Genomic DNA, 20648 nt, shown 5'->3' with positions numbered 1-20648 from the left:
CAACCGGTTAAAGCTTGATCTCAACATCCACGCCGGCGGCGAGATCGAGTTTCATCAAAGCGTCGACCGTCTGCGGCGTCGGATCGACAATGTCGAGCAGCCGCTTGTGCGTCCGCATCTCGAACTGCTCACGGCTCTTCTTGTCGATGTGCGGCGAGCGGTTCACGGTGAACTTCTCGATACGGGTCGGCAGCGGGATTGGCCCGCGGACATCCGCACCGGTACGTTTCGCCGTGTTGACGATTTCCTTGGTCGACGCATCGAGAATGCGATGGTCGAAGGCTTTCAGCCTAATTCTTATGTTCTGGCTCTGCATCTCGACGGCCTTAAGTTAGAGAAACGCGCCGCCCCAAAACGGAGCGGCGCACTTCCCAAATACCCTTACTCGATGATCGACGACACGACGCCGGCGCCGACGGTGCGGCCACCTTCACGGATAGCGAAGCGAAGCTTCTCTTCCATTGCGATCGGCACGATCAGCTCAACGGTCATGGCAACATTATCGCCCGGCATCACCATCTCGGTGCCTTCCGGCAGCTCGACCACACCCGTCACGTCGGTGGTGCGGAAGTAGAACTGCGGACGGTAGTTGCCGAAGAACGGCGTGTGGCGGCCACCCTCTTCTTTCGTGAGGATGTATGCCTCGGCCTTGAACTTCGTGTGCGGCGTCACGGAACCGGGCTTGGCCAGAACCTGACCACGCTCGACACCTTCACGGTCGATACCACGGAGCAGGCAGCCAACATTGTCGCCCGCCTGGCCCTGATCGAGCAGCTTACGGAACATCTCAACGCCGGTAACGGTCGTCTTCGTCGTCGGCTTAATACCAACGATCTCGACTTCCTCACCGACCTTGACGATGCCACGCTCGACGCGGCCGGTCACAACGGTACCGCGGCCGGAGATCGAGAACACGTCTTCGATCGGCATCAGGAACGCGCCGTCAACCGGACGATCCGGCTGCGGGATGTACTCGTCGACAGCCTTCATGAGCTCAAGAATGGCCTTCTGACCGATCTCGGGATTGCTATCCTCGATCGCGGCAAGAGCGGAGCCCTTGATGATCGGGATATCGTCTCCCGGGAACTCGTACTTGGACAGAAGCTCGCGAACTTCGAGCTCGACGAGGTCCAGAAGCTCCTCGTCATCGACCTGGTCGACCTTGTTCAGGAACACCACCAGCGCCGGCACACCGACCTGACGCGCAAGCAGAATATGCTCGCGGGTCTGCGGCATCGGGCCGTCGGCGGCCGACACCACAAGGATGGCGCCGTCCATCTGCGCCGCACCCGTGATCATGTTCTTCACGTAGTCGGCGTGACCCGGGCAGTCCACGTGCGCGTAGTGGCGGTTCTCGGTCTCGTACTCCACGTGTGCCGTGGAGATCGTGATGCCGCGAGCCTTTTCTTCAGGCGCCTTATCGATTTCATCGTAGGCGGTGAACGTGGCGCCGCCGGTCTCAGCCAATGTCTTGGTGATCGCAGCGGTCAGGGTCGTTTTACCGTGATCGACGTGACCAATCGTACCGATGTTACAATGCGGCTTTGACCGGTCGAATTTCTCTTTAGCCATTGTGGCTCTCCATTCCTCTCACCAGAAAGCTAAAACTCATACGCCCAATCGCTTAGGCGAACTTTGCTTGCACTTCTTCAGCCACCGCCTGCGGAACCTGCGCATAGCTGTCGAACTGCATCGTGAACTGTGCCCGTCCCTGACTCATGGAACGCAGCGTGTTCACATAACCAAACATGTTGGCTAGCGGGACCATGGCATTGATCACCGTCGCGTTGCCCCGGGGCTCTTGGCCTCGGACCTGACCGCGGCGGCTGGTAAGATCGCCAATGATACCGCCCACATATTCCTCCGGCGTCACCACTTCAACCTTCATCATCGGCTCAAGCAGTTTCGGCGCAGCCTTTTGGGCTGCTTCGCGGAAGGCCGCGCGGGACGCGATCTCAAACGCCATGACAGACGAGTCGACGTCATGCGACGCGCCGTCAACCAGCGTGCACTTTACGTCAAGGATCGGGAAGCCGGCGAGCACACCCGCATCGATGACGCTCCGCACGCCCTTCTCGACACCGGGAATGAACTCCTTCGGCACGTTACCACCGACAACCTTGTTCTCGAAAATGAAGCCCTCGCCCGCCTCGGCCGGCTCGATCTCCATTTTCACCCGAGCGAACTGACCCGAACCGCCAGTCTGCTTCTTATGGGTATAGTCCACATTGGCCGGCTTCGTGATCGTCTCGCGATACGCCACCTGCGGCGCGCCCACATTGGCCTCGACCTTAAACTCGCGCTTCATGCGATCGACAATGATGTCGAGGTGAAGCTCGCCCATGCCCTTAATGATCGTCTGTCCGGATTCGTGGTCGACCGTAACGCGGAAGGACGGATCCTCCTGAGCCAGCCGGTTGAGCGCCACGCCAAGTTTCTCCTGGTCGCTCTTGGTCTTGGGCTCCACGGCAACCTCGATAACAGGATCCGGGAACTCCATGCGCTCCAGAATTACCGCCTTGGCCGGATCGCAAAGCGTGTCACCGGTGGTGACGTCCTTGAGACCCGCAATGGCAACGATGTCGCCGGCATAGGCTTCCTTGATGTCTTCACGGTGATTGGAGTGCATCAGCAGCATACGGCCGATACGCTCTTTCTTGTCCTTCACCGTGTTGAGCAGGCTCATGCCGGTCTCGACCTTGCCCGAATAGATGCGGCAGAAGGTCAGCGAACCGACAAACGGGTCGTTCATGATCTTGAAGGCAAGCATCGACAGCGGCGCATCGTCAGAAGCCGGGCGATCGACCTCTTCCTCCGTCTTCACGTCGATGGCCTTGATGGCCGGCACGTCGAGCGGGGACGGAAGATAGTCGACCACCGCGTCAAGAAGCGGCTGCACACCCTTGTTTTTAAAGGCGGAACCGCAAAGGATGGGCACGAAATCGAGGTTGCAGGTGCCCTTCCGGATCAGCTCTTTCAGCTTCTCCTCGGAGATCTCCTTGCCTTCGAGATAGGCCTCCATGGCCGCCTCGTCGACTTCGACAGCCTGCTCGATGAGCGCCTCGTGATACTCCTGGGCCTTGCCCTGAAGGTCGGCCGGAATGTCCTCGTCGTGGAACGTGGCGCCGAGCGACTCGTCGTCCCAGATCACCGCCTTCATGCGTACGAGGTCAACGATGCCCGCAAAGTCCGACTCAGCACCGATCGGCAGCTGCAGCACGATCGGGTTGGCGCCGAGGCGCTCCTTGATCGTCTCGAGCGACATGAAAAAATCGGCACCGATCTTGTCCATCTTGTTGACGAAGATCATGCGCGGCACGTGGTACTTGTCGGCCTGACGCCACACCGTCTCGGTCTGCGGCTCCACGCCCTGGTTGGCGTCAAGCAGCGCGACGGCGCCGTCGAGCACACGCAAGGACCGCTCGACCTCGATCGTGAAGTCCACGTGGCCGGGTGTGTCGATGATGTTGATGCGCTTGTCGTTCCAGAACGCCGTCGTCGCAGCCGACGTAATGGTGATACCGCGCTCCTGCTCCTGCTCCATCCAGTCCATGGTGGCCGCGCCATCATGGACCTCGCCGATCTTGTGGCTCTTACCGGTGTAGTAGAGCACGCGCTCGGTCGTGGTGGTCTTGCCGGCATCGATATGCGCCATGATACCGATGTTGCGGTAGTCCTTGAGGGGCGTCTGACGGGACATCGTTCGAGTTCCTTGAGCCGGTTACCAGCGATAGTGCGAGAAGGCGCGGTTGGCCTCGGCCATCCGGTGCGTGTCCTCGCGCTTCTTCACGGCCGAGCCGCGGTTGTTGACGGCATCGAGAAGCTCACCCGACAGCCGCTCGACCATCGTGTTCTCGTTGCGCCCACGCGCCGCGGAGATAATCCAGCGAATGGCCAGCGCTTGGCGGCGATCGACACGGACTTCGACCGGCACCTGGTAGGTCGCACCGCCCACACGGCGGGAGCGCACCTCAATGGCCGGCATGACGTTCTGCAGCGCCTGATGAAACAATTCGATCGGGTTCTGCTTCACCTTGTCTTCCATCTGGTCGAGCGCGCCATAGACGATCCGCTCGGCGGCCGATTTCTTGCCGTCCAGCATGATGGAATTCATGAACTTGGTGAGCACCTGATCCCCAAACTTGGGATCGGGAATGATCTCCCGCTTATCAGCTTTGTGCCGCCTGGACATATCGCTTCAATCCGTTCCTTAAAGACCAAAAAAGCGCCCCACTACTTGGGCCGCTTGGCTCCGTATTTCGAGCGCCGCTGACGGCGGGCGCTGACGCCTTGCGTGTCAAGCACGCCGCGAATGATGTGGTAGCGCACACCGGGAAGATCCTTCACGCGACCGCCGCGGATCATGACCACGGAGTGCTCCTGAAGATTGTGACCCTCACCCGGGATGTAGCTCGTCACTTCCTGCTGGTTGGTCAGGCGCACGCGCGCGACCTTCCGGAGGGCCGAGTTCGGCTTCTTCGGCGTGGTGGTGTACACGCGGGTGCAAACGCCCCGCTTCTGCGGGCAGGCCTGCATGGCCGGCACTTTGTTGCGCTTCACCGGGGCCTTACGCGGCTTCCGGATCAATTGCTGAATCGTTGGCATAGCAGCCCTAGCGTCCAATCGTTTGCGACGGCGAACCGCCTCATTCACCTATGGGCGGATGCGCCCAAAACCACATGGGCGACACCGCCCGACAACCTGGGCGGATGGCCCAAAACACAAGAACTGAAGCTGCGAGTCATCCCTCGCGTTCTTCAGCGCTCAAAACAGAGGATCTTGAGGGGAAACCCCCAAGATCATGACCCCGATATGATCCCGGTTAGTCCGGCAGCGTCTAACCCGCGCCCCAAAGGGCATCCTTTCGGTGGGCTACCGCCTGCCGCTAAATGTGGCCGCGTTGTATCAGGCCACTTCTCGAAACGTCAAGGGTTCAACTACCTGAAATCGGGGCCAAGCTCCGTTTTTCACGGTTTTGGCGCTTGGCCCCCTATATCTCTGCAAAGCCTTAGGCCGACGGGCCCTCAGGGGTGTCTTCCGGCACCGCTTCCTCGGCCACTGCATCCTCCGGAACGGCCTCGCCGACCGGTTCCAGAGCGTCCTGGCCCGAGCGCTGGCGCTCTTCCAGAATCAGTTCATCACGATGCGTGGCAATCCGATTGAGCCGGGAGAGCATGCCGCCCGTACCGGCCGGGATGAGCCGGCCCACGATGACATTCTCCTTGAGCCCTTCGAGGGTGTCCTTCTTTCCGTTGACCGCCGCATCGGTAAGCACGCGCGTGGTCTCCTGGAAGGAGGCCGCCGAAATGAACGACCGGGTCTGAAGGCTCGCCTTCGTGATGCCGAGCAGGACGTGCTGGCCTTCGGCCTTCTTGCCGCCCGCCTCTTCCGCCGCCAGGTTGGCGTCTTCGAAGTCGATGCGGTCCACCTGCTCGCCCTTCAGGAACTCGGTATCGCCCGGATCGTCGACCTCGATCTTCTTGAGCATCTGGCTGACGATCACCTCGATATGCTTGTCGTTGATCGTCACGCCCTGGAGCCGGTAGACCTCCTGAATCTCGTTCACGAGATAGTTGGCCAACTCCTCGACGCCCTTAATGGCCAGGATGTCATGCGGCGCGGGATGTCCGTCGAGAAGGTACTCGCCCTTCTCAATCCGATCGCCCTCCTGCACCGTCAGATGCCGGCCCTTCGGGATCAAGAACTCCACGGGTTCCGCGCCGTCCTCATCGGGAACGATGCTGATCCGCCGCTTGTTCTTGTAGTCGCGGCCGAGCTGCACGATACCCGAGACTTCGGCGATGATGGCATGATCCTTCGGACGCCGTGCCTCGAACAGCTCGGCGACACGCGGCAGACCACCCGTGATATCGCGGGTCTTGGCGCTCTCCATCGGGATACGGGCCAACACGTCGCCGGCCTTCACCTCGCTGCCCGGCTCCACGGACAAGACCGCGTCCACCGGAAGCAGATAGCGGGCTTCACCACCACGCGAAAGCTTCCCGATTTCGCCCTTCTTGTCTTTGATTGCCATGGCCGGACGAAGATCAGCGCCACGGGGCGACGCACGCCAGTCGATGATCACACTGTTGGTGATACCCGTCGACTCATCGCGCTGCTCCGACACGGAGACGCCCTCGACCAGGTCCTCAAATTCAACCGTGCCTTCGATCTCGGTGAGAACCGGACGCGTATAGGGATCCCACTCGGCGAGACGATCGCCGCGCTTGACCTTGTCGCCGTCGTCGACACGCAGATGCGTACCGTAAGGCAGGCGATGGGTCGCGAGCTCGTTGCCCTCGTCGTCCACGATCACGATGGCCGTGTTCCGGCTCATGACCATGTGGCGCCCTTGGGAGTCTTCAACGACGTTGCGCTGCTTGATCTTCACCGTGCCCTCAAAGGCCGATTCCAGCGAAGACTGGTCCGCGACCTTGGAACTCGCCACGCCGCCCAAGTGGAAGGTCCGCATGGTGAGCTGCGTTCCGGGCTCGCCGATCGACTGTGCCGCAATAACACCCACGGCCTCGCCCATGTTGACGGGCGTGCCGCGCGCCAAATCGCGCCCATAGCAGCTTGCGCAGATACCGTTCCGGGTTTCACAGGTCAGGGCCGAGCGCACGCGAATCTCCTGGACCCGCGCATTTTCGATGGCCTCGACGTGCTCTTCCTCGATCAGCTGACCTTGCGCGACGATGACATCGCCGGTCGCCGGATCCTTGACGGGATCGGCTGCCGTACGGCCCAGCACGCGCTGGCCGAGCGACACGGTGACCTCGCCCGCATCGAGAACGGCGCGAACCGTGATACCGCCCTCGGTACCGCAATCCTCTTCGGTGACGATGCTGTCCTGCGCCACGTCCACGAGACGACGCGTCAGGTAACCGGAGTTCGCCGTCTTCAAGGCGGTATCGGCCAGGCCCTTACGGGCACCGTGAGTGGAGTTGAAGTACTCCATCACCGACAGGCCTTCCTTGAAGTTCGAAATGATCGGCGTCTCGATGATCTCGCCCGACGGCTTGGTCATCAGACCGCGCATACCCGCAAGCTGCTTCATCTGCGCCGGCGAACCACGCGCACCGGAATGCGACATCATGTAGATCGAGTTGATCGGCTTCTCGCGGCCGGTCTCCTCGTCGATCTGTACCGAGGAAATGCGCTTCATCATTTCCTTCGCGACGAGTTCGGTACATTCGGTCCAGGTGTCGACCACCTTGTTGTACTTCTCGCCACGGGTGATCAGACCGTCATTGTACTGCTGCTCGTACTCGCGCACGAGTTCGGTCGTCTTGTGGATGATGTCGTCCTTGGTCTCCGGAATCACCATGTCGTCCTTGCCGAACGAGATGCCGGCGCGGCACGCATAGCGGAACCCGAGGCCCATGATCTTGTCGCAGAAGATGACCGTCTCCTTCTGACCGCAGTGGCGGTAGACCACGTCGATCATCTTGGAGATCGCCTTCTTCGTCAGGAGCTGGTTGACCAGGTCGAAGCTGACCTCCGCACGGCGCGGCAACAGCTCGCCAAGGAGCATGCGGCCCGGCGTCGTGTCGTAGATATACGCGACCCAGTTGCCGTCCTCGTCCTTGGTGATGTAGCGGCCCTTGACCTTGGCGTGCAGCGTCACGGCGCCGGACTCGAGCGCGTGATGGATCTCGGCGACGTCGCCGAAGATCATCCCCTCACCCGGCTCGTTGTCCATGACCAGCGACAGGTAATAGAGGCCGAGCACGATATCCTGGGACGGCACGATGATCGGCGAACCGTTGGCCGGGTGCAGGATGTTGTTGGTCGACATCATCAGCACACGCGCTTCTAGCTGCGCTTCGAGCGACAGCGGCACGTGCACGGCCATTTGGTCGCCGTCGAAGTCGGCGTTGAACGCCGCGCAGACGAGCGGATGCAGCTGAATGGCCTTGCCTTCGATGAGCTTGGGCTCGAACGCCTGAATGCCCAACCGGTGCAGCGTCGGCGCGCGGTTCAGCATGACCGGATGTTCGCGAATGACCTCGTCGAGGATGTCCCAAACCTCGGGCTTCTCCTTCTCGACGAGCTTCTTCGCCTGCTTGACGGTCGAGGCATGGCCCTTCGCGTCCAGCCGCGAGTAGATGAACGGCTTGAACAGCTCGAGCGCCATCTTCTTCGGCAGACCGCACTGATGCAGCATCAGGTCGGGACCGACCACGATGACCGAACGGCCCGAATAGTCGACGCGCTTGCCGAGCAGGTTCTGACGGAACCGGCCCTGCTTGCCCTTCAACATATCGGCGAGCGACTTCAGCGGACGCTTGTTGGCGCCGGTGATGACGCGGCCGCGGCGGCCATTGTCGAACAGAGCGTCGACGGCCTCCTGCAGCATACGCTTTTCGTTCCGGATGATGATGTCCGGCGCGCGCAGCTCCATGAGCCGCTTCAGGCGGTTGTTACGGTTGATGACGCGGCGGTACAGATCGTTGAGGTCCGACGTCGCGAAGCGGCCACCGTCGAGCGGCACCAGCGGGCGCAGCTCCGGCGGAATGACCGGAACGACAGTCAGGATCATCCATTCGGGACGGTTGCCCGACTGGATGAAGGCCTCGACCACCTTCAGGCGCTTGGCCAGCTTCTTCGGCTTCAGCTCTGTGGTCGCCTCGGCGATTTCCACGCGCAGGTCCGCCGCGATCTTCTCAAGGTCGAGACCCTTGAGGAGTTCGCGGATCGCCTCGGCGCCGATACCCGCCGTGAACGAGTCCTCGCCGAAATCGTCCTGCGCCTGCATGAACTCTTCTTCGGACAGAAGCTGCAGCGGCTTGAGCGAGGTGAGCCCCGGCTCCAGCACGATGTAGTTCTCGAAATACAGGACGCGCTCGAGATCCTTCAGCGTCATATCCAGGAGAAGGCCGATCCGGGACGGAAGCGACTTCAGGAACCAGATATGCGCGACGGGCGCGGCGAGCTCGATATGGCCCATGCGCTCGCGGCGCACCTTGGCCAGCGTGACCTCGACGCCGCACTTCTCGCAGATGACGCCCTTGTACTTCATGCGCTTGTACTTGCCGCACAAGCACTCGTAGTCCTTCACCGGGCCGAAAATGCGCGCGCAGAACAGTCCGTCGCGCTCGGGCTTGAACGTCCGGTAGTTGATGGTCTCAGGCTTTTTGATCTCCCCGAACGACCACGACAGGATCTTTTCCGGGCTCGCAATACCGATCTGAATCTGATCGAAATTCTGCTGCGGAGTCTGCGGGTTGAACAGGTTCGCGAGATCTTGGTTCATTCTGCTTGTCTCCAAATGGGCGGGGCCGCCGCCCTTCGGTTGTCTTCAACTGGTGTGTAACGAAGCGTCCGGGCTTAACGCTTACTCCGCCGCCGGCTTCGGCAGCTGCATCGCATGCGGCTGCACTTCATCCGGCTTCGGCTGCACCAGTTCGACATTCAGTCCCAATGCACGCATTTCCTTGACGAGCACGTTGAACGACTCGGGGATACCGGCCTCGAACGTGTCGTCGCCGCGGACGATCGCCTCGTAGACCTTGGTACGGCCAGCGACGTCGTCCGACTTCACGGTCAACATTTCCTGGAGCGTGTATGCGGCGCCGTAAGCCTCGAGCGCCCACACCTCCATTTCACCGAAGCGCTGACCGCCGAACTGCGCCTTACCGCCCAGCGGCTGCTGGGTGACCAGGCTGTACGGGCCGATCGAACGGGCGTGGATCTTGTCGTCCACCAAGTGATGCAGCTTCAGCATATAGATGTAGCCCACCGTCACCTTACGCTCGAACGGCTCGCCGGAACGGCCGTCATACAACGTGACCTGACCGGACGGATCGTAACCGGCTACTTCGAGCAGGTCCGAAACATCCGCCTCGTGCGCCCCGTCGAACACGGGTGTCGCAACCGGAACGCCGCGGGTGAGGTCCTGACCCACTTCGATCAGCTTATCGTCGGCCAGGGCCGCGACAGCTTTGTCCGAGCCGTAGATCGTCTTGAGCAGATCCTTGACCGGCTTCGTCTTGTTGCTCTCGTGGTACTCCTCGAGCGCCTCGCCGATCTTCTTGCCAAGACCGCGGCACGCCCAGCCGAGATGGGTTTCCAGAATCTGACCGACATTCATGCGGCTCGGCACGCCGAGCGGGTTCAGCACGATGTCGACCGCCTGGCCGTCCTCGAGATAAGGCATATCCTCGACCGGGACGATCTGAGAGATCACGCCCTTGTTGCCGTGACGGCCGGCCATCTTGTCGCCCGGCTGGATCTTCCGCTTCACGGCCACGAAGACCTTGACCATCTTCATGACACCAGGCGGCAGCTCGTCGCCGCGCTGCAGCTTGTCGACCTTGTCCACGAAGCGCTGCTCGAGCCGCTTCTTGGCGTCGTCGTACTGCCGGCCGATGGCTTCGACCTCGCTCATGGCCTTCTCGTTCTTGAGCGCGATCTCCCACCACTGGCTGCGGGGCATCTCGTCGAGCATGGCCTCGGTGATCTTGGCGTCCTTCTTGACCGACTTCGGACCCTTCGCGGCAACCTTGTGCAGCAGCACGTCACGCAGACGGGCAAACACGTTGCGGTCCAGGATCGCCATTTCGTCGTCGCGGTCCTTGGCGAGACGCTCGATCTCCTCGCGCTCGATCGCCATGGCGCGCTCGTCTTTCTCGATCCCGTGGCGGTTGAACACCCGGACCTCGACGACCGTGCCGGCGACGCCCGGCGGCAACTTCAGCGACGTATCGCGAACGTCGGACGCCTTCTCACCGAAGATGGCGCGCAGAAGCTTTTCTTCCGGCGTCATGGGGCTCTCGCCCTTCGGCGTGATCTTGCCGACCAGGATGTCGCCCGGCTGAACCTCGGCGCCGATATAAACGATACCCGCCTCGTCGAGATTCTTCAGAGCCTCTTCGGAGACGTTCGGAATATCACGCGTGATTTCCTCCGGTCCGAGCTTGGTATCGCGCGCCATGACCTCGAACTCCTCGATGTGGATCGAGGTGAAGACGTCATCGCGCACAACGCGCTCGGAGATGAGGATGGAGTCCTCGAAGTTGTAGCCCATCCACGGCATGAAGGCGACGAGCACGTTCTTGCCGAGCGCAAGCTCGCCAAGGTCGGTCGACGGGCCGTCGGCGATGATCTCGCCGGCCTGGATGGCATCGCCCACACGCACCAGCGGCCGCTGGTTGATGCAGGTGTTCTGGTTCGAACGCTGGAACTTGCGCAGATTATAGATGTCGACGCCCGACTTCGACGGATCCGTCTCTTCCGTCGCACGGATGACGATACGGGTGGCATCCACCTGATCGACCACACCGGTCCGGCGCGCGCTGATCGCGGCGCCAGAATCCCGCGCCACCACGGACTCCATGCCCGTTCCCACGAGCGGAGCTTCCGCCATGAGCAACGGCACGGCCTGACGCTGCATGTTCGAACCCATCAGCGCGCGGTTGGCGTCGTCGTTCTCGAGGAACGGAATGAGCGCCGCGGCGACGGACACGAGCTGCTTGGGCGACACGTCGATGAGATCGACCCGCTCCTGCGGATACAGCTCCACGTCACCCGCGTGACGGCAGACGACGAGATCTTCGACGAAGCTGCCATCATCCTTCAGCGCCGCGTTGGCCTGGGCGATGATGTAACGCGCCTCTTCCATGGCGGAGAGATAGACCACCTCGTCGGTCACCTTGCTCTTCACCACGCGCCGGTACGGGCTCTCGATGAAGCCGTACTTGTTCACCCGCGCGAAGGTAGCGAGCGAATTGATGAGACCAATATTCGGACCTTCCGGCGTCTCAATCGGACAGATGCGGCCGTAATGGGTCGGGTGCACGTCGCGCACCTCGAAACCGGCCCTTTCCCGGGTAAGACCGCCCGGGCCAAGCGCCGACAGGCGCCGCTTGTGGGTGATCTCCGATAGCGGGTTGGTCTGGTCCATGAACTGCGACAGCTGCGAGGACCCGAAGAACTCGCGCACAGCGGCGGCGGCCGGCTTCGCGTTGATGAGGTCCTGCGGCATCACGGTATCGATGTCGACAGAGCTCATGCGCTCCTTGATGGCACGCTCCATGCGCAGCAGGCCGACACGGTACTGGTTCTCCATCAGCTCACCCACCGAGCGCACGCGCCGGTTGCCGAGATGATCGATGTCGTCGATTTCGCCCTTGCCGTCCCGCAGGCCGACCAGGGTCTTGATGACCGCGAGGATGTCCTCCTTGCGCAGCGTGCGCATGGTGTCCGGCGCATCGAGGTCGAGGCGCATGTTCATCTTCACACGGCCGACGGACGACAGGTCGTAGCGCTCGGCGTCGAAAAAGATGCCGTTGAACAGGGTCTGCGCGGCTTCCGGCGTCGGAGGCTCGCCCGGACGCATGACGCGGTAGATGTCGAGCAGCGCCTCGTCCGTGTTCGAATTCTTGTCGATCGCCAACGTGTTGCGGATGAACGCGCCCACGTTGACGTGGTCGATGTCGAGAACCGGGATCTCCTTGAGCTTCAGCTCCTTCAGGGTCTCCAGCAGCTTCTCGTCGATCTCCTCACCGGCCTCACCGTAGATCTCGCCCGATTCCAGGTTGAGGATGTCTTCGGCCAGATAGCGGCCATAGAGGTCCTCGTCGCTGACGAGCAGCTCTTTCAGGCCTTCCTCGGAGAGCTTCCGCGCCAGGCGCGCCGTGATCTTGCGGCCGGCCTCGATGGCCACCTTGCCGGTCTTGGCGTCGATGAGGTCCGTCGTCGGCTTGATGCCGCGCATACGATCCGCATTGAACGGCATCTTCCAGCCGTCTTTGGCCGCCTTCAGCGTGATGCGGTCGTAGAAGGTCGAAAGGATTTCCTCGTCGTCGAGCCCGAGCGCGTAGAGCAGCGTCGTCACCGGAAGCTTCCGGCGGCGGTCGATACGGACATAGACAATGTCCTTGGCGTCGAACTCGAAGTCGAGCCAGGAGCCGCGATAGGGAATGATACGCGCCGCGAACAGCAGCTTGCCCGAGGAGTGCGTCTTGCCGCGGTCGTGGTCGAAGAACACACCCGGCGAACGGTGCATCTGCGAGACGATCACGCGCTCGGTGCCGTTGATGACGAACGTACCGTTCGAGGTCATCAGCGGCATATCGCCCATATAGACGTCCTGCTCCTTGATGTCCTTGACGGAGCGCGCGCCGGTCTCCTCGTTCACATCGAACACGATGAGACGCAAGGTGACCTTCAGCGGCGCCGCGAAGGTCATGTCGCGCTGCTGGCACTCGTCCACGTCGTATTTGGGCGCTTCGAATGCATAACGCACGAACTCAAGCTGAGCACGCTCGCCGAAGTCCTTGATCGGAAACACAGAACGAAATACGGACTGCAGCCCCTCGTCCTCGCGGCCGCCTTCCGGCTCGTCCACCATGAGGAATTGATCATAGGACTGTTTCTGAACCTCGATGAGGTTCGGCATCTCGGCCACTTCGGTGATGTGGCCAAAAAATTTCCGATATCGCTTGTGACCGTTCGTTTGCGCCATGTGGTCCTCTCAAAGCTCGCCGCGACCGCTCTCCTAAACTCCCGCCTTGGCGGAAACTCAGGGGAACCGTCACGTCACACGAATATGGATGGGTTAGGGGCCCGGGCCGACCCCCTCATATGGGGACGGTCCGGGCCTCCTTCAACCCAAGTCTTTAACTCAAGCCTACTTGAGCTCGACAGACGCGCCGGCGTCCTCAAGCTGCTTCTTGATCTTCTCGGCCTCGTCCTTGGCAACGCCTTCCTTGACCGGCTTCGGCGCACCCTCGACCAGGTCCTTGGCCTCCTTCAGGCCGAGGCTGGTGATCGCACGCACTTCCTTGATGACGTTGATTTTCTTGTCGCCAGCTCCGGTCAGAATGACGTCGAACTCGTCCTTCTCCTCGGCTGCGGCCGCATCGCCACCCGCGCCGCCGGCGACAGCCGCCACGGCAACCGGAGCTGCAGCGGATACGCCCCACTTCTCCTCAAGGATCTTGGCCAGTTCGGCCGCCTCGAGCACCGTCAGGCCCGAAAGATCGTCTGCAATTTTCTGAAGATCTGCCATTGTCTTATCCTCGTACGTTCAACTCTTGTGTTTCGATGTATGTCGTCAAAGGCCTACGCTGCGTCCTTCGAGCCATATGCACTGAAGACCCGCGCAAGCTGAGAGGCCGGTGCGCTGACCGTCCGGGCAATCTTGCCCGCCGGTGCCTGAAGCAGACCAACCAGCTTTCCACGCAGTTCATCGAGCGAAGGCAGTTCGGCAAGCGAACCCACCCCCTTGGCATCGAGAACCGTGGCGCCCATCGCACCGCCGAGGATCACGAACTTGTCGTTCCCCTTGGCGAATTTGACGGCCACCTTCGGCGCCGTGACGGGATCGTCGGAATAGGCGAGGCACGTGGGCCCCGTCATGAGATCCGAAATTCCCTGGGCGTCGGTTCCATCCAGCGCGAGCTTCACGAGCCTATTCTTCGCCACCTTGACCGAGCCGCCAGCTTCTCTCATGTCGCTGCGCAGCTTGGTCATATCGGACACCGAAAGACCCGCGTAGTGAGCCACGACGACCACGCCGGTATTGGCGAAGACATCGCTAAGCGCCGATACAACTTCGCGCTTTTCAGCTCTTTCCATGCTCACTCCGTTCTTTCAAACCCGCGAAGGCGTTGAGCCGGTGCGGGCTTAGGCCACACTGAGCCGCGAAACTTTCGGGGGAGGCATCGACGCCGTCCCGCGAGCCTTCGCGGCACTCTGTTGCCTGTCCCGCTCGTCCGCGCAAAAACGCACGTGAGCCACATACGAGGTTCAACCGATCTTCCGGATGCGCCAGCGCCCTTTCGGACAAAAGCCACATCCCTTCGAACCGTTTGTCTCCCGTCTCATGCAGGCCCTAAAGGCTTAAGCGGTTTCCCACACCTGCAATCTCGGACAGGTTTGGGCCGCTCGGCGAACCGGACGGCCCTTCGGGACCAAAAGCCCCGAAACTCTATCGACTAAGCGCCGCCGACGCTGGCGGGCTCGATCTTGATGCCGGGACCCATCGTCGAGGTCACGGCAATCTTCTTCAAAAACGTGCCCTTTGCGCCCGAGGGCTTGGCCTTGATCACCGCCTCGGCGAAAGCGCGAATATTGTCGATCAGCGCCTCTTCGGTGAAGCTCGCCTTGCCGACGCCGGCGTGAATGACGCCGGCCTTCTCGACGCGGAACTCCACGGCGCCGCCCTTGGCAGCCTTGACGGCTTCGGCGACATCGGTGGTCACGGTACCGACCTTCGGGTTCGGCATCAGGCCGCGGGGCCCGAGAACCTTACCGAGACGGCCAACGAGCGGCATCATGTCGGGCGTCGCAATGCAGCGATCGAAGTCGATCGTGCCCTTCTGAACCTGCTCCACCAGATCCTCGGCGCCGACAACCTCGGCGCCAGCCTTCTTGGCTTCCTCGGCCTTGTCGCCCTTGGCGAACACGCCGACGCGAAGCGTACGCCCCGAACCGTGCGGCAACTGGCAAACGCCACGCACCATCTGGTCCGCATGGCGCGGATCGACACCGAGATTCATCGCGACCTCGATCGTCTCGTCGAACTTGGCCTTCGCGGCGCCCTTGAGCACCTTCACAGCCTCTTCGACACCGTAGAACTTGTCGTTGTCGACCGTCTCGACCGCTGCACGAAACCTCTTCCCGGGCTTGCTCATCGTCTCTACTCCTGAACCTCAAGACCCATCGAACGGGCGGAGCCGGCGATGATCTTCATCGCTTGTTCGACGGAATTGGCATTCAAATCCTGCATCTTCGCCTCGGCGATTTCGCGCAGCTGATCCTGCGTGACCTTACCGGCGACCGTGCGTCCAGGCTCCTTGGAGCCGCTCTTGGCCTTCGCCGCCTTCTTCAGCAGGTACGAGGCCGGCGGCGTCTTCGTCTCGAACGAGAACGACCGATCCGCGTAGACCGTAATCACGGTCGGGATCGGAGAGCCCGGCTCCACCTTCTGCGTCGCCGCATTGAAGGCTTTGCAGAACTCCTGAATGTTCACGCCACGCTGACCGAGCGCCGGACCGATCGGCGGCGAAGGATTCGCCTGCCCTGCCGGCACCTGCAGCTTGATGTAACCGTCAATCTTCTTCGCCATCCCAGTACGTCCTGCGTTTCATGTCTCGCGCGCTTGAAAATCAGCGCGCTCGTTAGAGTTTTTCCACCTGCGCGTATTCGAGCTCGACGGGCGTCGCCCGGCCGAAAATCGAAACTGCCACTTTGAGCCGCGCCCGCTCTTCGTCGACTTCTTCCACGAGACCGTTGAAGGATGCGAACGGGCCATCGGCCACGCGCACCTGCTCCCCGATCTCGAAGGTCACGGACGGCTTCGGCCGCTCGACACCTTCCTGAACCTGCTGGAGGATGCGGCCCGCCTCCTCCTCGGTGATCGGAATGGGCTTGTTGTCCGTGCCCAGAAAGCCGGTCACCTTCGGCGTGTCCTTGATCAGATGGTAGGTCTCGTCGCTGAGCTCCATCTTCACCAGCACATAGCCCGGAAAGAACTTGCGCTCCGACGCCACTTTCCGGCCGCGCCGCATCTCCACGACTTCTTCCATGGGGACAAGCACTTCCTCGAACTGCTCGCCGAGTCCGGCGGACTCGGCCCGCTCCTTGATGGATTCGGCGACCTTCCGCTCGAAGTTCGAGTAGGCGTGGACGATATACCAGCGCATAGCCATCGGACTAAAGCTTCGACCTCCTAGAAAAATCTAATGCCGAGAATGAGCTGGACGACCGTGCCGAGCACCCAGTCCACACCGAGGAAGAAGAGCGCGGCGATGATCGACATGACGACGACCATGATCGTGGTGATGATCGTCTCACGCCGCGTCGGCCAGGTGACTTTCGACACCTCGGTGCGCACCTGCTGCAGAAACTCAAACGGATTCGTTCTCGCCATCTCGTTCTTATCTCTCGGGAACCGCTTGTCCCGGCTTTCCTTAAACTCCGGACCGTGCGCCCTTGGCCGTCACCGCCAACCCGTGCCTCCGCGTCGTGGCAGGAGTGGAGGGACTCGAACCCCCAACCCCCGGTTTTGGAGACCGGTGCTCTAGCCAGTTGAGCTACACTCCTATCGTCCTCGTCGTCCTCAAACCAAATTCACTAATCAAACCAAAAGGCTAGAAGCCTAAGCTCTGGAGCGGGTGAAGGGAATCGAACCCTCATCGTCAGCTTGGAAGGCTGCTGCTCTACCATTGAGCTACACCCGCGACCGTCTTCCTCTGGCTCCACAGAGAGGTGGTGGAGGGGGTTGGATTCGAACCAACGTAGGCATAGCCAACGGGTTTACAGCCCGTCCCCTTTAGCCACTCGGGCACCCCTCCATAAGTCAAGAGCGTCAGATGGAATGACTGGTGATTTTAACCAAGCAAAAACACCCCGCCGTCGGCCGGCAGGGTCCGCAATAGCCGCTGTTTATGAGTAGCCAGACGGTCCCTGTCAACTGTAAATCAGGGGCGAGCGCCTGGAATCCTTGGGATTTATGCTAGGCCTCTACCCGGCCGCCACTTTTATCGGTGAAAAGCACTTTCTCTATGACACAGCAAAAAGCAAGGCATTCCAAATCCGTAGGCCGCGGCGGCGGACACCGCTCCCGAAAACCGGCAAAGAATACCGATTCCGATCGGGTGCAACTCTTCGGCATTCATGCGGTGGAGGCCGCCCTCGCCAACGATCGGCGCCCCGTCTACGCCATCCAGGCGACGGAGAACGCCGCCCACAAGCTTGCGCCCCTGATCGCCAAACGCGGCCTGGACCCGGAACGCGTACTGCCAAAGGCCCTCGACCGGCAGCTCGGCGCCGATACGGTCCACCAAGGCGTGCTGCTGGAGGCCGGACCGCTCGATTCGCTCAACCTGGACGATCTGGATCTGTCCGGAACGATTCTGGTGCTGGATCAGGTCACCGATCCCCACAATGTGGGGGCCGCGCTGCGGTCGGCGGCTGCCTTCGGTGCAAAGGGCCTCGTTATGACCCAGCGGCACAGCCCTCCTCTCGGCGGCGTGCTGGCGAAGTCGGCGAGCGGCGCGCTGGACCTCGTTCCCATCGTGCAGGTCCGCAATCTCGCGGAAGGCTTGGCGGAGCTCGGCGAGCGTGGCGTGAGTCGTTTGGGTTTGGCCGAAGAGGCCGAGACGGCGCTCGAGGACGTGCCCCTCACCAACCCGCTCGCGCTTGTCCTCGGGGCCGAAGGCCGGGGCTTGCGGCAGCTGACGCGGGAGCGCTGCGATGTGCTCTGCCGCATTTCGACGGCCAGCGCGCTGGCAAGCCTCAACGTATCGAACGCGGCGGCCATCGCCCTTCACTGGGCGCGGGTCAAAACCGCCTGAACGAAAACGAACGGGAGGGGGACGGCGCTCCCGCACCCTCCCCCTCACGTCCGGGAATCAACCAGTACGCACTGGAAGCTCAGATAGGCTAGTCGCAGAACCTGCGGCCGAACGAGTCGTACCAGCAGTTCCGCCGCCAATAGCAATTGCCGGGACCGAGGTTGCAGCCACCCGCATAGGCAGGCTGCTTGTAATAGGCGTAGTAGTTCGGGTTCCGATAATAGTAGGCGCGCGGTGCCGGCACGCCACAGGGCGCGACGCAAGGCGCTGCCGGGGCGACCACGGCGGGCCGCGCGACACAAGGCGAAACACAGGGGGCTGCGGCAGCAACCCGCGGCCGGCGCCAGCGCCGGCGCAGCGGAATGGGCTGAGGCGTCGGCACGAGCACTTGGGCGGCACACCCATAGGCGGCGCCACACCCGGCCTCTGCCTCAGGCGCGGACATCAGGCTGAAGCCAGCCGCCACGATCACGGCGGCAACAACAGTCATCAGGATCTTCATCTTGGAACTCCACTCGGGAACTTACAGAGCAGCCACCCTGGCCTCCCAGAGGCGGCGCGACTGACAAAACCGAGACTAGCGGAGCCAAGTATCGCTAAAGTTAATGCGATGAAGTTAACGCAAGAAAAAGCATTGAGACAGGCTTAACGACTGCCCCAAAACGGCACAACATTGCAGTGAGAAAGAAGTTCTTCTGGAAATACGCAGAAAGTCTTGAGAGCCTCGCGTGGCGGGCTCTACTTCATCGCGCGATCGACCCAGGCGTTCCCCGACCCACCACCATCGGAATAGTGGAAATAGGGCTCGCAGCGCGGGAAATCCTCGCCGGCCGTTGTGTACGGGCGGTAGAACCACCAATAGTTCCGGTCGAGGCAATGGGCTTCCGTGACCCGCTTCATATGGCCGAAGCCGATCAGCCCGCGGCTCGTCACGATCTCGGCCTGCTCGCCGGCGCGCGCCGGGCCGCTCGGGACAGCCGCAAGGGCGAGCACGAGGCCTGCGCCAAACGCAAACGCGAACCCCAATCGAAAGCCGGCCATGCTTGTCATCCCTCTTCGCGCCCCTTTGCGGCACCCCCGTTAAGCGTTCGGACTCTAAACGAAGCGAAAGGTGCGGGCAATCAAGGGAGTGCGCCGATTGCGCAACAGTCACGCAAGAAATGTCTGGGCATGTTATACCCGTTGAACCGTACACGGCCCCCCGCGCCGCGCGTGACCTCCACGCGACCACATCGTAAGTCAGAAGCTTTCGAAGGAGTATTCCCACATGGCGACCCAGAAATCCGAGACCGACGAGCTTGCCGCTCAGATTGAGGCCATCAAGGCCGAGATGCAGAACATCAGCGCCACCATGGGGCGCATCGCCGAAAAGGGCATGCACCGCGCGCAAGACAAGGCGTTCGAGACGAAGGAAAGTGCCGAGGAAGCCATCAAGCAGAACCCGCTGCAGGCGATCGCGATCGCGGTGGGACTCGGTCTGCTCATCGGCATCCTGACCCGCCGCTAGACGACTAGACTAGGAGAGGTTCCATGTTGCGGCTCGCGCTTTCACTGGTCTCCTCGCTGCAGGCCGGCGCCCGGATCAAGCAATCGGTCGAACAGTCCCTGCGACGGGCCGTGATCGTCGTGGCCGCAATCGTGGTCCTTCTCTTTGCGGTCGGCTTCGGCCTGGCCACGGGCTATCAGGCCCTGCTCGTGTACGACTTCACCCCGCTCGCAGCGGCCGGTCTGATTGCCGGGATCCTCGCGGCGATCGGCGTTGTGCTGTTGCTAATCGGGCTCCATAAGCCGCAACCCAAGCAGCCGAACCTCGTGAATGCGCCGGCCGAAGGCCTGGCCATGGTCGACCAGAGCATCAACAAGGCTATGAACCAGGTGGGACCGCTGACGCTGCTGGTCGGAGCCTTCGCCGCCGGCCTGCTCATGAGCCGCCGCCGCTAACCGTCAACACGCAATCCGAGCTCGCCGATGCGCCGCGACGGCCCTCTCTGCCGCGGCCTGATCGTCCCATTCCGGAACGCTCCTTAAGCCTCTCTTAACCATGCGCATTGCACCTTCTGGATAAGCAAAACGGTATCCAGCAAGGGGCGAGGCACAATCATGCAGCTTAGGAGCTTGGGTCTGGCGCTGCTGGCTTCGGCCTGCATGGCAGACGCGGCATCTGCGCAAGCGGTCGTAGAAAAATACGGCCCCCTGCAGAACGCCGTGGATGTCCCCCGCCCCTACGCCATTCCCCTGCCCCGAACGCCAATCCGCGCCCTCAATGGGAAGTCGGCACGCGCTACTGGTGGAGCGAGGGCTCGACTCGCTTCGACATCAACTCGTCTCGGCTCGACCCGACGC

General features: G+C 61.8%; 18 protein-coding genes and 3 tRNA genes. 3 read left to right on the top strand and 18 right to left on the bottom strand.

Annotated elements, in window-relative coordinates; genetic code table 11:
• Positions 1–7 precede the first annotated feature (7 nt).
• From rpsJ to DCY11_RS14185, 16 genes are all read right to left on the bottom strand, one after another.
• Positions 8–316 carry a 30S ribosomal protein S10 gene (rpsJ, locus tag DCY11_RS14260; protein WP_045367562.1) on the bottom strand — a complete coding sequence of 103 codons (309 nt, stop codon included), beginning with the start codon at positions 314–316 and terminating at the stop codon, positions 8–10.
• Positions 317–381: 65 nt separating this feature from the next.
• Positions 382–1572 (bottom strand): elongation factor Tu, encoded by a 1191-nt coding sequence (tuf, locus tag DCY11_RS14255; protein ID WP_108683437.1) that lies wholly within the window; start codon positions 1570–1572, stop codon positions 382–384.
• 52 nt (positions 1573–1624) lie between these two features.
• The gene (gene fusA / locus DCY11_RS14250; RefSeq protein ID WP_108683436.1) at positions 1625–3700 is read right to left on the bottom strand and encodes an elongation factor G; all 2076 of its coding nucleotides are present in this window, start codon (positions 3698–3700) and stop codon (positions 1625–1627) included.
• Between the two features lie 21 nt (positions 3701–3721).
• Complete coding sequence (rpsG, locus tag DCY11_RS14245; RefSeq protein WP_069438067.1) at positions 3722–4192, bottom strand: 30S ribosomal protein S7; 471 nt, start codon at positions 4190–4192, stop codon at positions 3722–3724.
• Between the two features lie 41 nt (positions 4193–4233).
• The gene (gene rpsL, locus DCY11_RS14240; protein ID WP_045367566.1) at positions 4234–4605 is read right to left on the bottom strand and encodes a 30S ribosomal protein S12; all 372 of its coding nucleotides are present in this window, start codon (positions 4603–4605) and stop codon (positions 4234–4236) included.
• A 403-nt stretch (positions 4606–5008) separates the two neighbouring features.
• Complete coding sequence (gene rpoC / locus DCY11_RS14235) at positions 5009–9256, bottom strand: DNA-directed RNA polymerase subunit beta' (RefSeq protein WP_108683435.1); 4248 nt, start codon at positions 9254–9256, stop codon at positions 5009–5011.
• A gap of 81 nt (positions 9257–9337) precedes the next feature.
• The gene (rpoB, locus tag DCY11_RS14230; protein WP_108683434.1) at positions 9338–13468 is read right to left on the bottom strand and encodes a DNA-directed RNA polymerase subunit beta; all 4131 of its coding nucleotides are present in this window, start codon (positions 13466–13468) and stop codon (positions 9338–9340) included.
• A 165-nt stretch (positions 13469–13633) separates the two neighbouring features.
• Positions 13634–14014, bottom strand: a complete 381-nt coding sequence (rplL, locus tag DCY11_RS14225; protein WP_108683433.1) for a 50S ribosomal protein L7/L12 — start codon at positions 14012–14014, stop codon at positions 13634–13636.
• Positions 14015–14067: 53 nt separating this feature from the next.
• Complete coding sequence (rplJ, locus tag DCY11_RS14220; protein ID WP_108683432.1) at positions 14068–14583, bottom strand: 50S ribosomal protein L10; 516 nt, start codon at positions 14581–14583, stop codon at positions 14068–14070.
• Between the two features lie 359 nt (positions 14584–14942).
• Positions 14943–15641, bottom strand: a complete 699-nt coding sequence (rplA, locus tag DCY11_RS14215; RefSeq protein WP_108683431.1) for a 50S ribosomal protein L1 — start codon at positions 15639–15641, stop codon at positions 14943–14945.
• 5 nt (positions 15642–15646) lie between these two features.
• Positions 15647–16075, bottom strand: coding sequence for a 50S ribosomal protein L11 (gene rplK, locus DCY11_RS14210; protein ID WP_069444882.1), 429 nt, complete (start codon positions 16073–16075; stop codon positions 15647–15649).
• A gap of 52 nt (positions 16076–16127) precedes the next feature.
• Positions 16128–16658 (bottom strand): transcription termination/antitermination protein NusG, encoded by a 531-nt coding sequence (gene nusG, locus DCY11_RS14205; RefSeq protein ID WP_069444883.1) that lies wholly within the window; start codon positions 16656–16658, stop codon positions 16128–16130.
• 20 nt (positions 16659–16678) lie between these two features.
• Positions 16679–16879, bottom strand: coding sequence for a preprotein translocase subunit SecE (gene secE / locus DCY11_RS14200; RefSeq protein ID WP_069444884.1), 201 nt, complete (start codon positions 16877–16879; stop codon positions 16679–16681).
• A gap of 96 nt (positions 16880–16975) precedes the next feature.
• Positions 16976–17052: transfer RNA gene (locus DCY11_RS14195), tRNA-Trp, on the bottom strand.
• Positions 17053–17115: 63 nt separating this feature from the next.
• Positions 17116–17189 (bottom strand) — tRNA-Gly (locus DCY11_RS14190).
• Between the two features lie 29 nt (positions 17190–17218).
• A tRNA-Tyr gene (locus DCY11_RS14185) sits at positions 17219–17303 on the bottom strand.
• 303 nt (positions 17304–17606) lie between these two features.
• Here DCY11_RS14185 and rlmB point away from each other — a divergent pair.
• Positions 17607–18305 carry a 23S rRNA (guanosine(2251)-2'-O)-methyltransferase RlmB gene (rlmB, locus tag DCY11_RS14180; RefSeq protein WP_245409384.1) on the top strand — a complete coding sequence of 233 codons (699 nt, stop codon included), beginning with the start codon at positions 17607–17609 and terminating at the stop codon, positions 18303–18305.
• 88 nt (positions 18306–18393) lie between these two features.
• Here rlmB and DCY11_RS14175 read toward each other — a convergent pair whose 3' ends face one another.
• Positions 18394–18807 carry a hypothetical protein gene (locus DCY11_RS14175; RefSeq protein ID WP_108683429.1) on the bottom strand — a complete coding sequence of 138 codons (414 nt, stop codon included), beginning with the start codon at positions 18805–18807 and terminating at the stop codon, positions 18394–18396.
• A 236-nt stretch (positions 18808–19043) separates the two neighbouring features.
• Complete coding sequence (locus DCY11_RS14170) at positions 19044–19346, bottom strand: hypothetical protein (protein WP_159080047.1); 303 nt, start codon at positions 19344–19346, stop codon at positions 19044–19046.
• Between the two features lie 226 nt (positions 19347–19572).
• Between DCY11_RS14170 and DCY11_RS14165 the strand changes: the two genes are divergently transcribed.
• A complete protein-coding gene (locus DCY11_RS14165) occupies positions 19573–19812 on the top strand; it encodes a DUF883 family protein (RefSeq protein ID WP_108683427.1) in 240 nt (79 codons plus the stop codon).
• 23 nt (positions 19813–19835) lie between these two features.
• The gene (locus DCY11_RS14160) at positions 19836–20246 is read left to right on the top strand and encodes a phage holin family protein (RefSeq protein ID WP_069444888.1); all 411 of its coding nucleotides are present in this window, start codon (positions 19836–19838) and stop codon (positions 20244–20246) included.
• The last annotated feature ends 402 nt before the right edge of the window (positions 20247–20648 follow it).

It is taken from the genome of Methyloceanibacter sp. wino2 (assembly GCF_003071365.1).
Classification (GTDB): Bacteria; Pseudomonadota; Alphaproteobacteria; order Rhizobiales; family Methyloligellaceae; genus Methyloceanibacter.
This window is presented reverse-complemented; position numbering and strand designations above follow the sequence as displayed.

What these genes read in the sequence shown, in the direction of transcription:
- rpsL (WP_045367566.1), bottom strand. Translation starts at nt 4,605, where the DNA reads ATGCCAACGATTCAGCAATTGATCCGGAAGCCGCGTAAGGCCCCGGTG.
- rpsJ (WP_045367562.1), bottom strand. Translation starts at nt 316, where the DNA reads ATGCAGAGCCAGAACATAAGAATTAGGCTGAAAGCCTTCGACCATCGC.
- rplA (WP_108683431.1), bottom strand. Translation starts at nt 15,641, where the DNA reads ATGAGCAAGCCCGGGAAGAGGTTTCGTGCAGCGGTCGAGACGGTCGAC.
- DCY11_RS14175 (WP_108683429.1), bottom strand. Translation starts at nt 18,807, where the DNA reads ATGAAGATCCTGATGACTGTTGTTGCCGCCGTGATCGTGGCGGCTGGC.
- nusG (WP_069444883.1), bottom strand. Translation starts at nt 16,658, where the DNA reads ATGGCTATGCGCTGGTATATCGTCCACGCCTACTCGAACTTCGAGCGG.
- DCY11_RS14170 (WP_159080047.1), bottom strand. Translation starts at nt 19,346, where the DNA reads ATGGCCGGCTTTCGATTGGGGTTCGCGTTTGCGTTTGGCGCAGGCCTC.
- tuf (WP_108683437.1), bottom strand. Translation starts at nt 1,572, where the DNA reads ATGGCTAAAGAGAAATTCGACCGGTCAAAGCCGCATTGTAACATCGGT.
- rpoB (WP_108683434.1), bottom strand. Translation starts at nt 13,468, where the DNA reads ATGGCGCAAACGAACGGTCACAAGCGATATCGGAAATTTTTTGGCCAC.
- DCY11_RS14160 (WP_069444888.1), top strand. Translation starts at nt 19,836, where the DNA reads ATGTTGCGGCTCGCGCTTTCACTGGTCTCCTCGCTGCAGGCCGGCGCC.
- rplJ (WP_108683432.1), bottom strand. Translation starts at nt 14,583, where the DNA reads ATGGAAAGAGCTGAAAAGCGCGAAGTTGTATCGGCGCTTAGCGATGTC.
- rplK (WP_069444882.1), bottom strand. Translation starts at nt 16,075, where the DNA reads ATGGCGAAGAAGATTGACGGTTACATCAAGCTGCAGGTGCCGGCAGGG.
- rpoC (WP_108683435.1), bottom strand. Translation starts at nt 9,256, where the DNA reads ATGAACCAAGATCTCGCGAACCTGTTCAACCCGCAGACTCCGCAGCAG.
- DCY11_RS14165 (WP_108683427.1), top strand. Translation starts at nt 19,573, where the DNA reads ATGGCGACCCAGAAATCCGAGACCGACGAGCTTGCCGCTCAGATTGAG.
- fusA (WP_108683436.1), bottom strand. Translation starts at nt 3,700, where the DNA reads ATGTCCCGTCAGACGCCCCTCAAGGACTACCGCAACATCGGTATCATG.
- secE (WP_069444884.1), bottom strand. Translation starts at nt 16,879, where the DNA reads ATGGCGAGAACGAATCCGTTTGAGTTTCTGCAGCAGGTGCGCACCGAG.
- rpsG (WP_069438067.1), bottom strand. Translation starts at nt 4,192, where the DNA reads ATGTCCAGGCGGCACAAAGCTGATAAGCGGGAGATCATTCCCGATCCC.
- rplL (WP_108683433.1), bottom strand. Translation starts at nt 14,014, where the DNA reads ATGGCAGATCTTCAGAAAATTGCAGACGATCTTTCGGGCCTGACGGTG.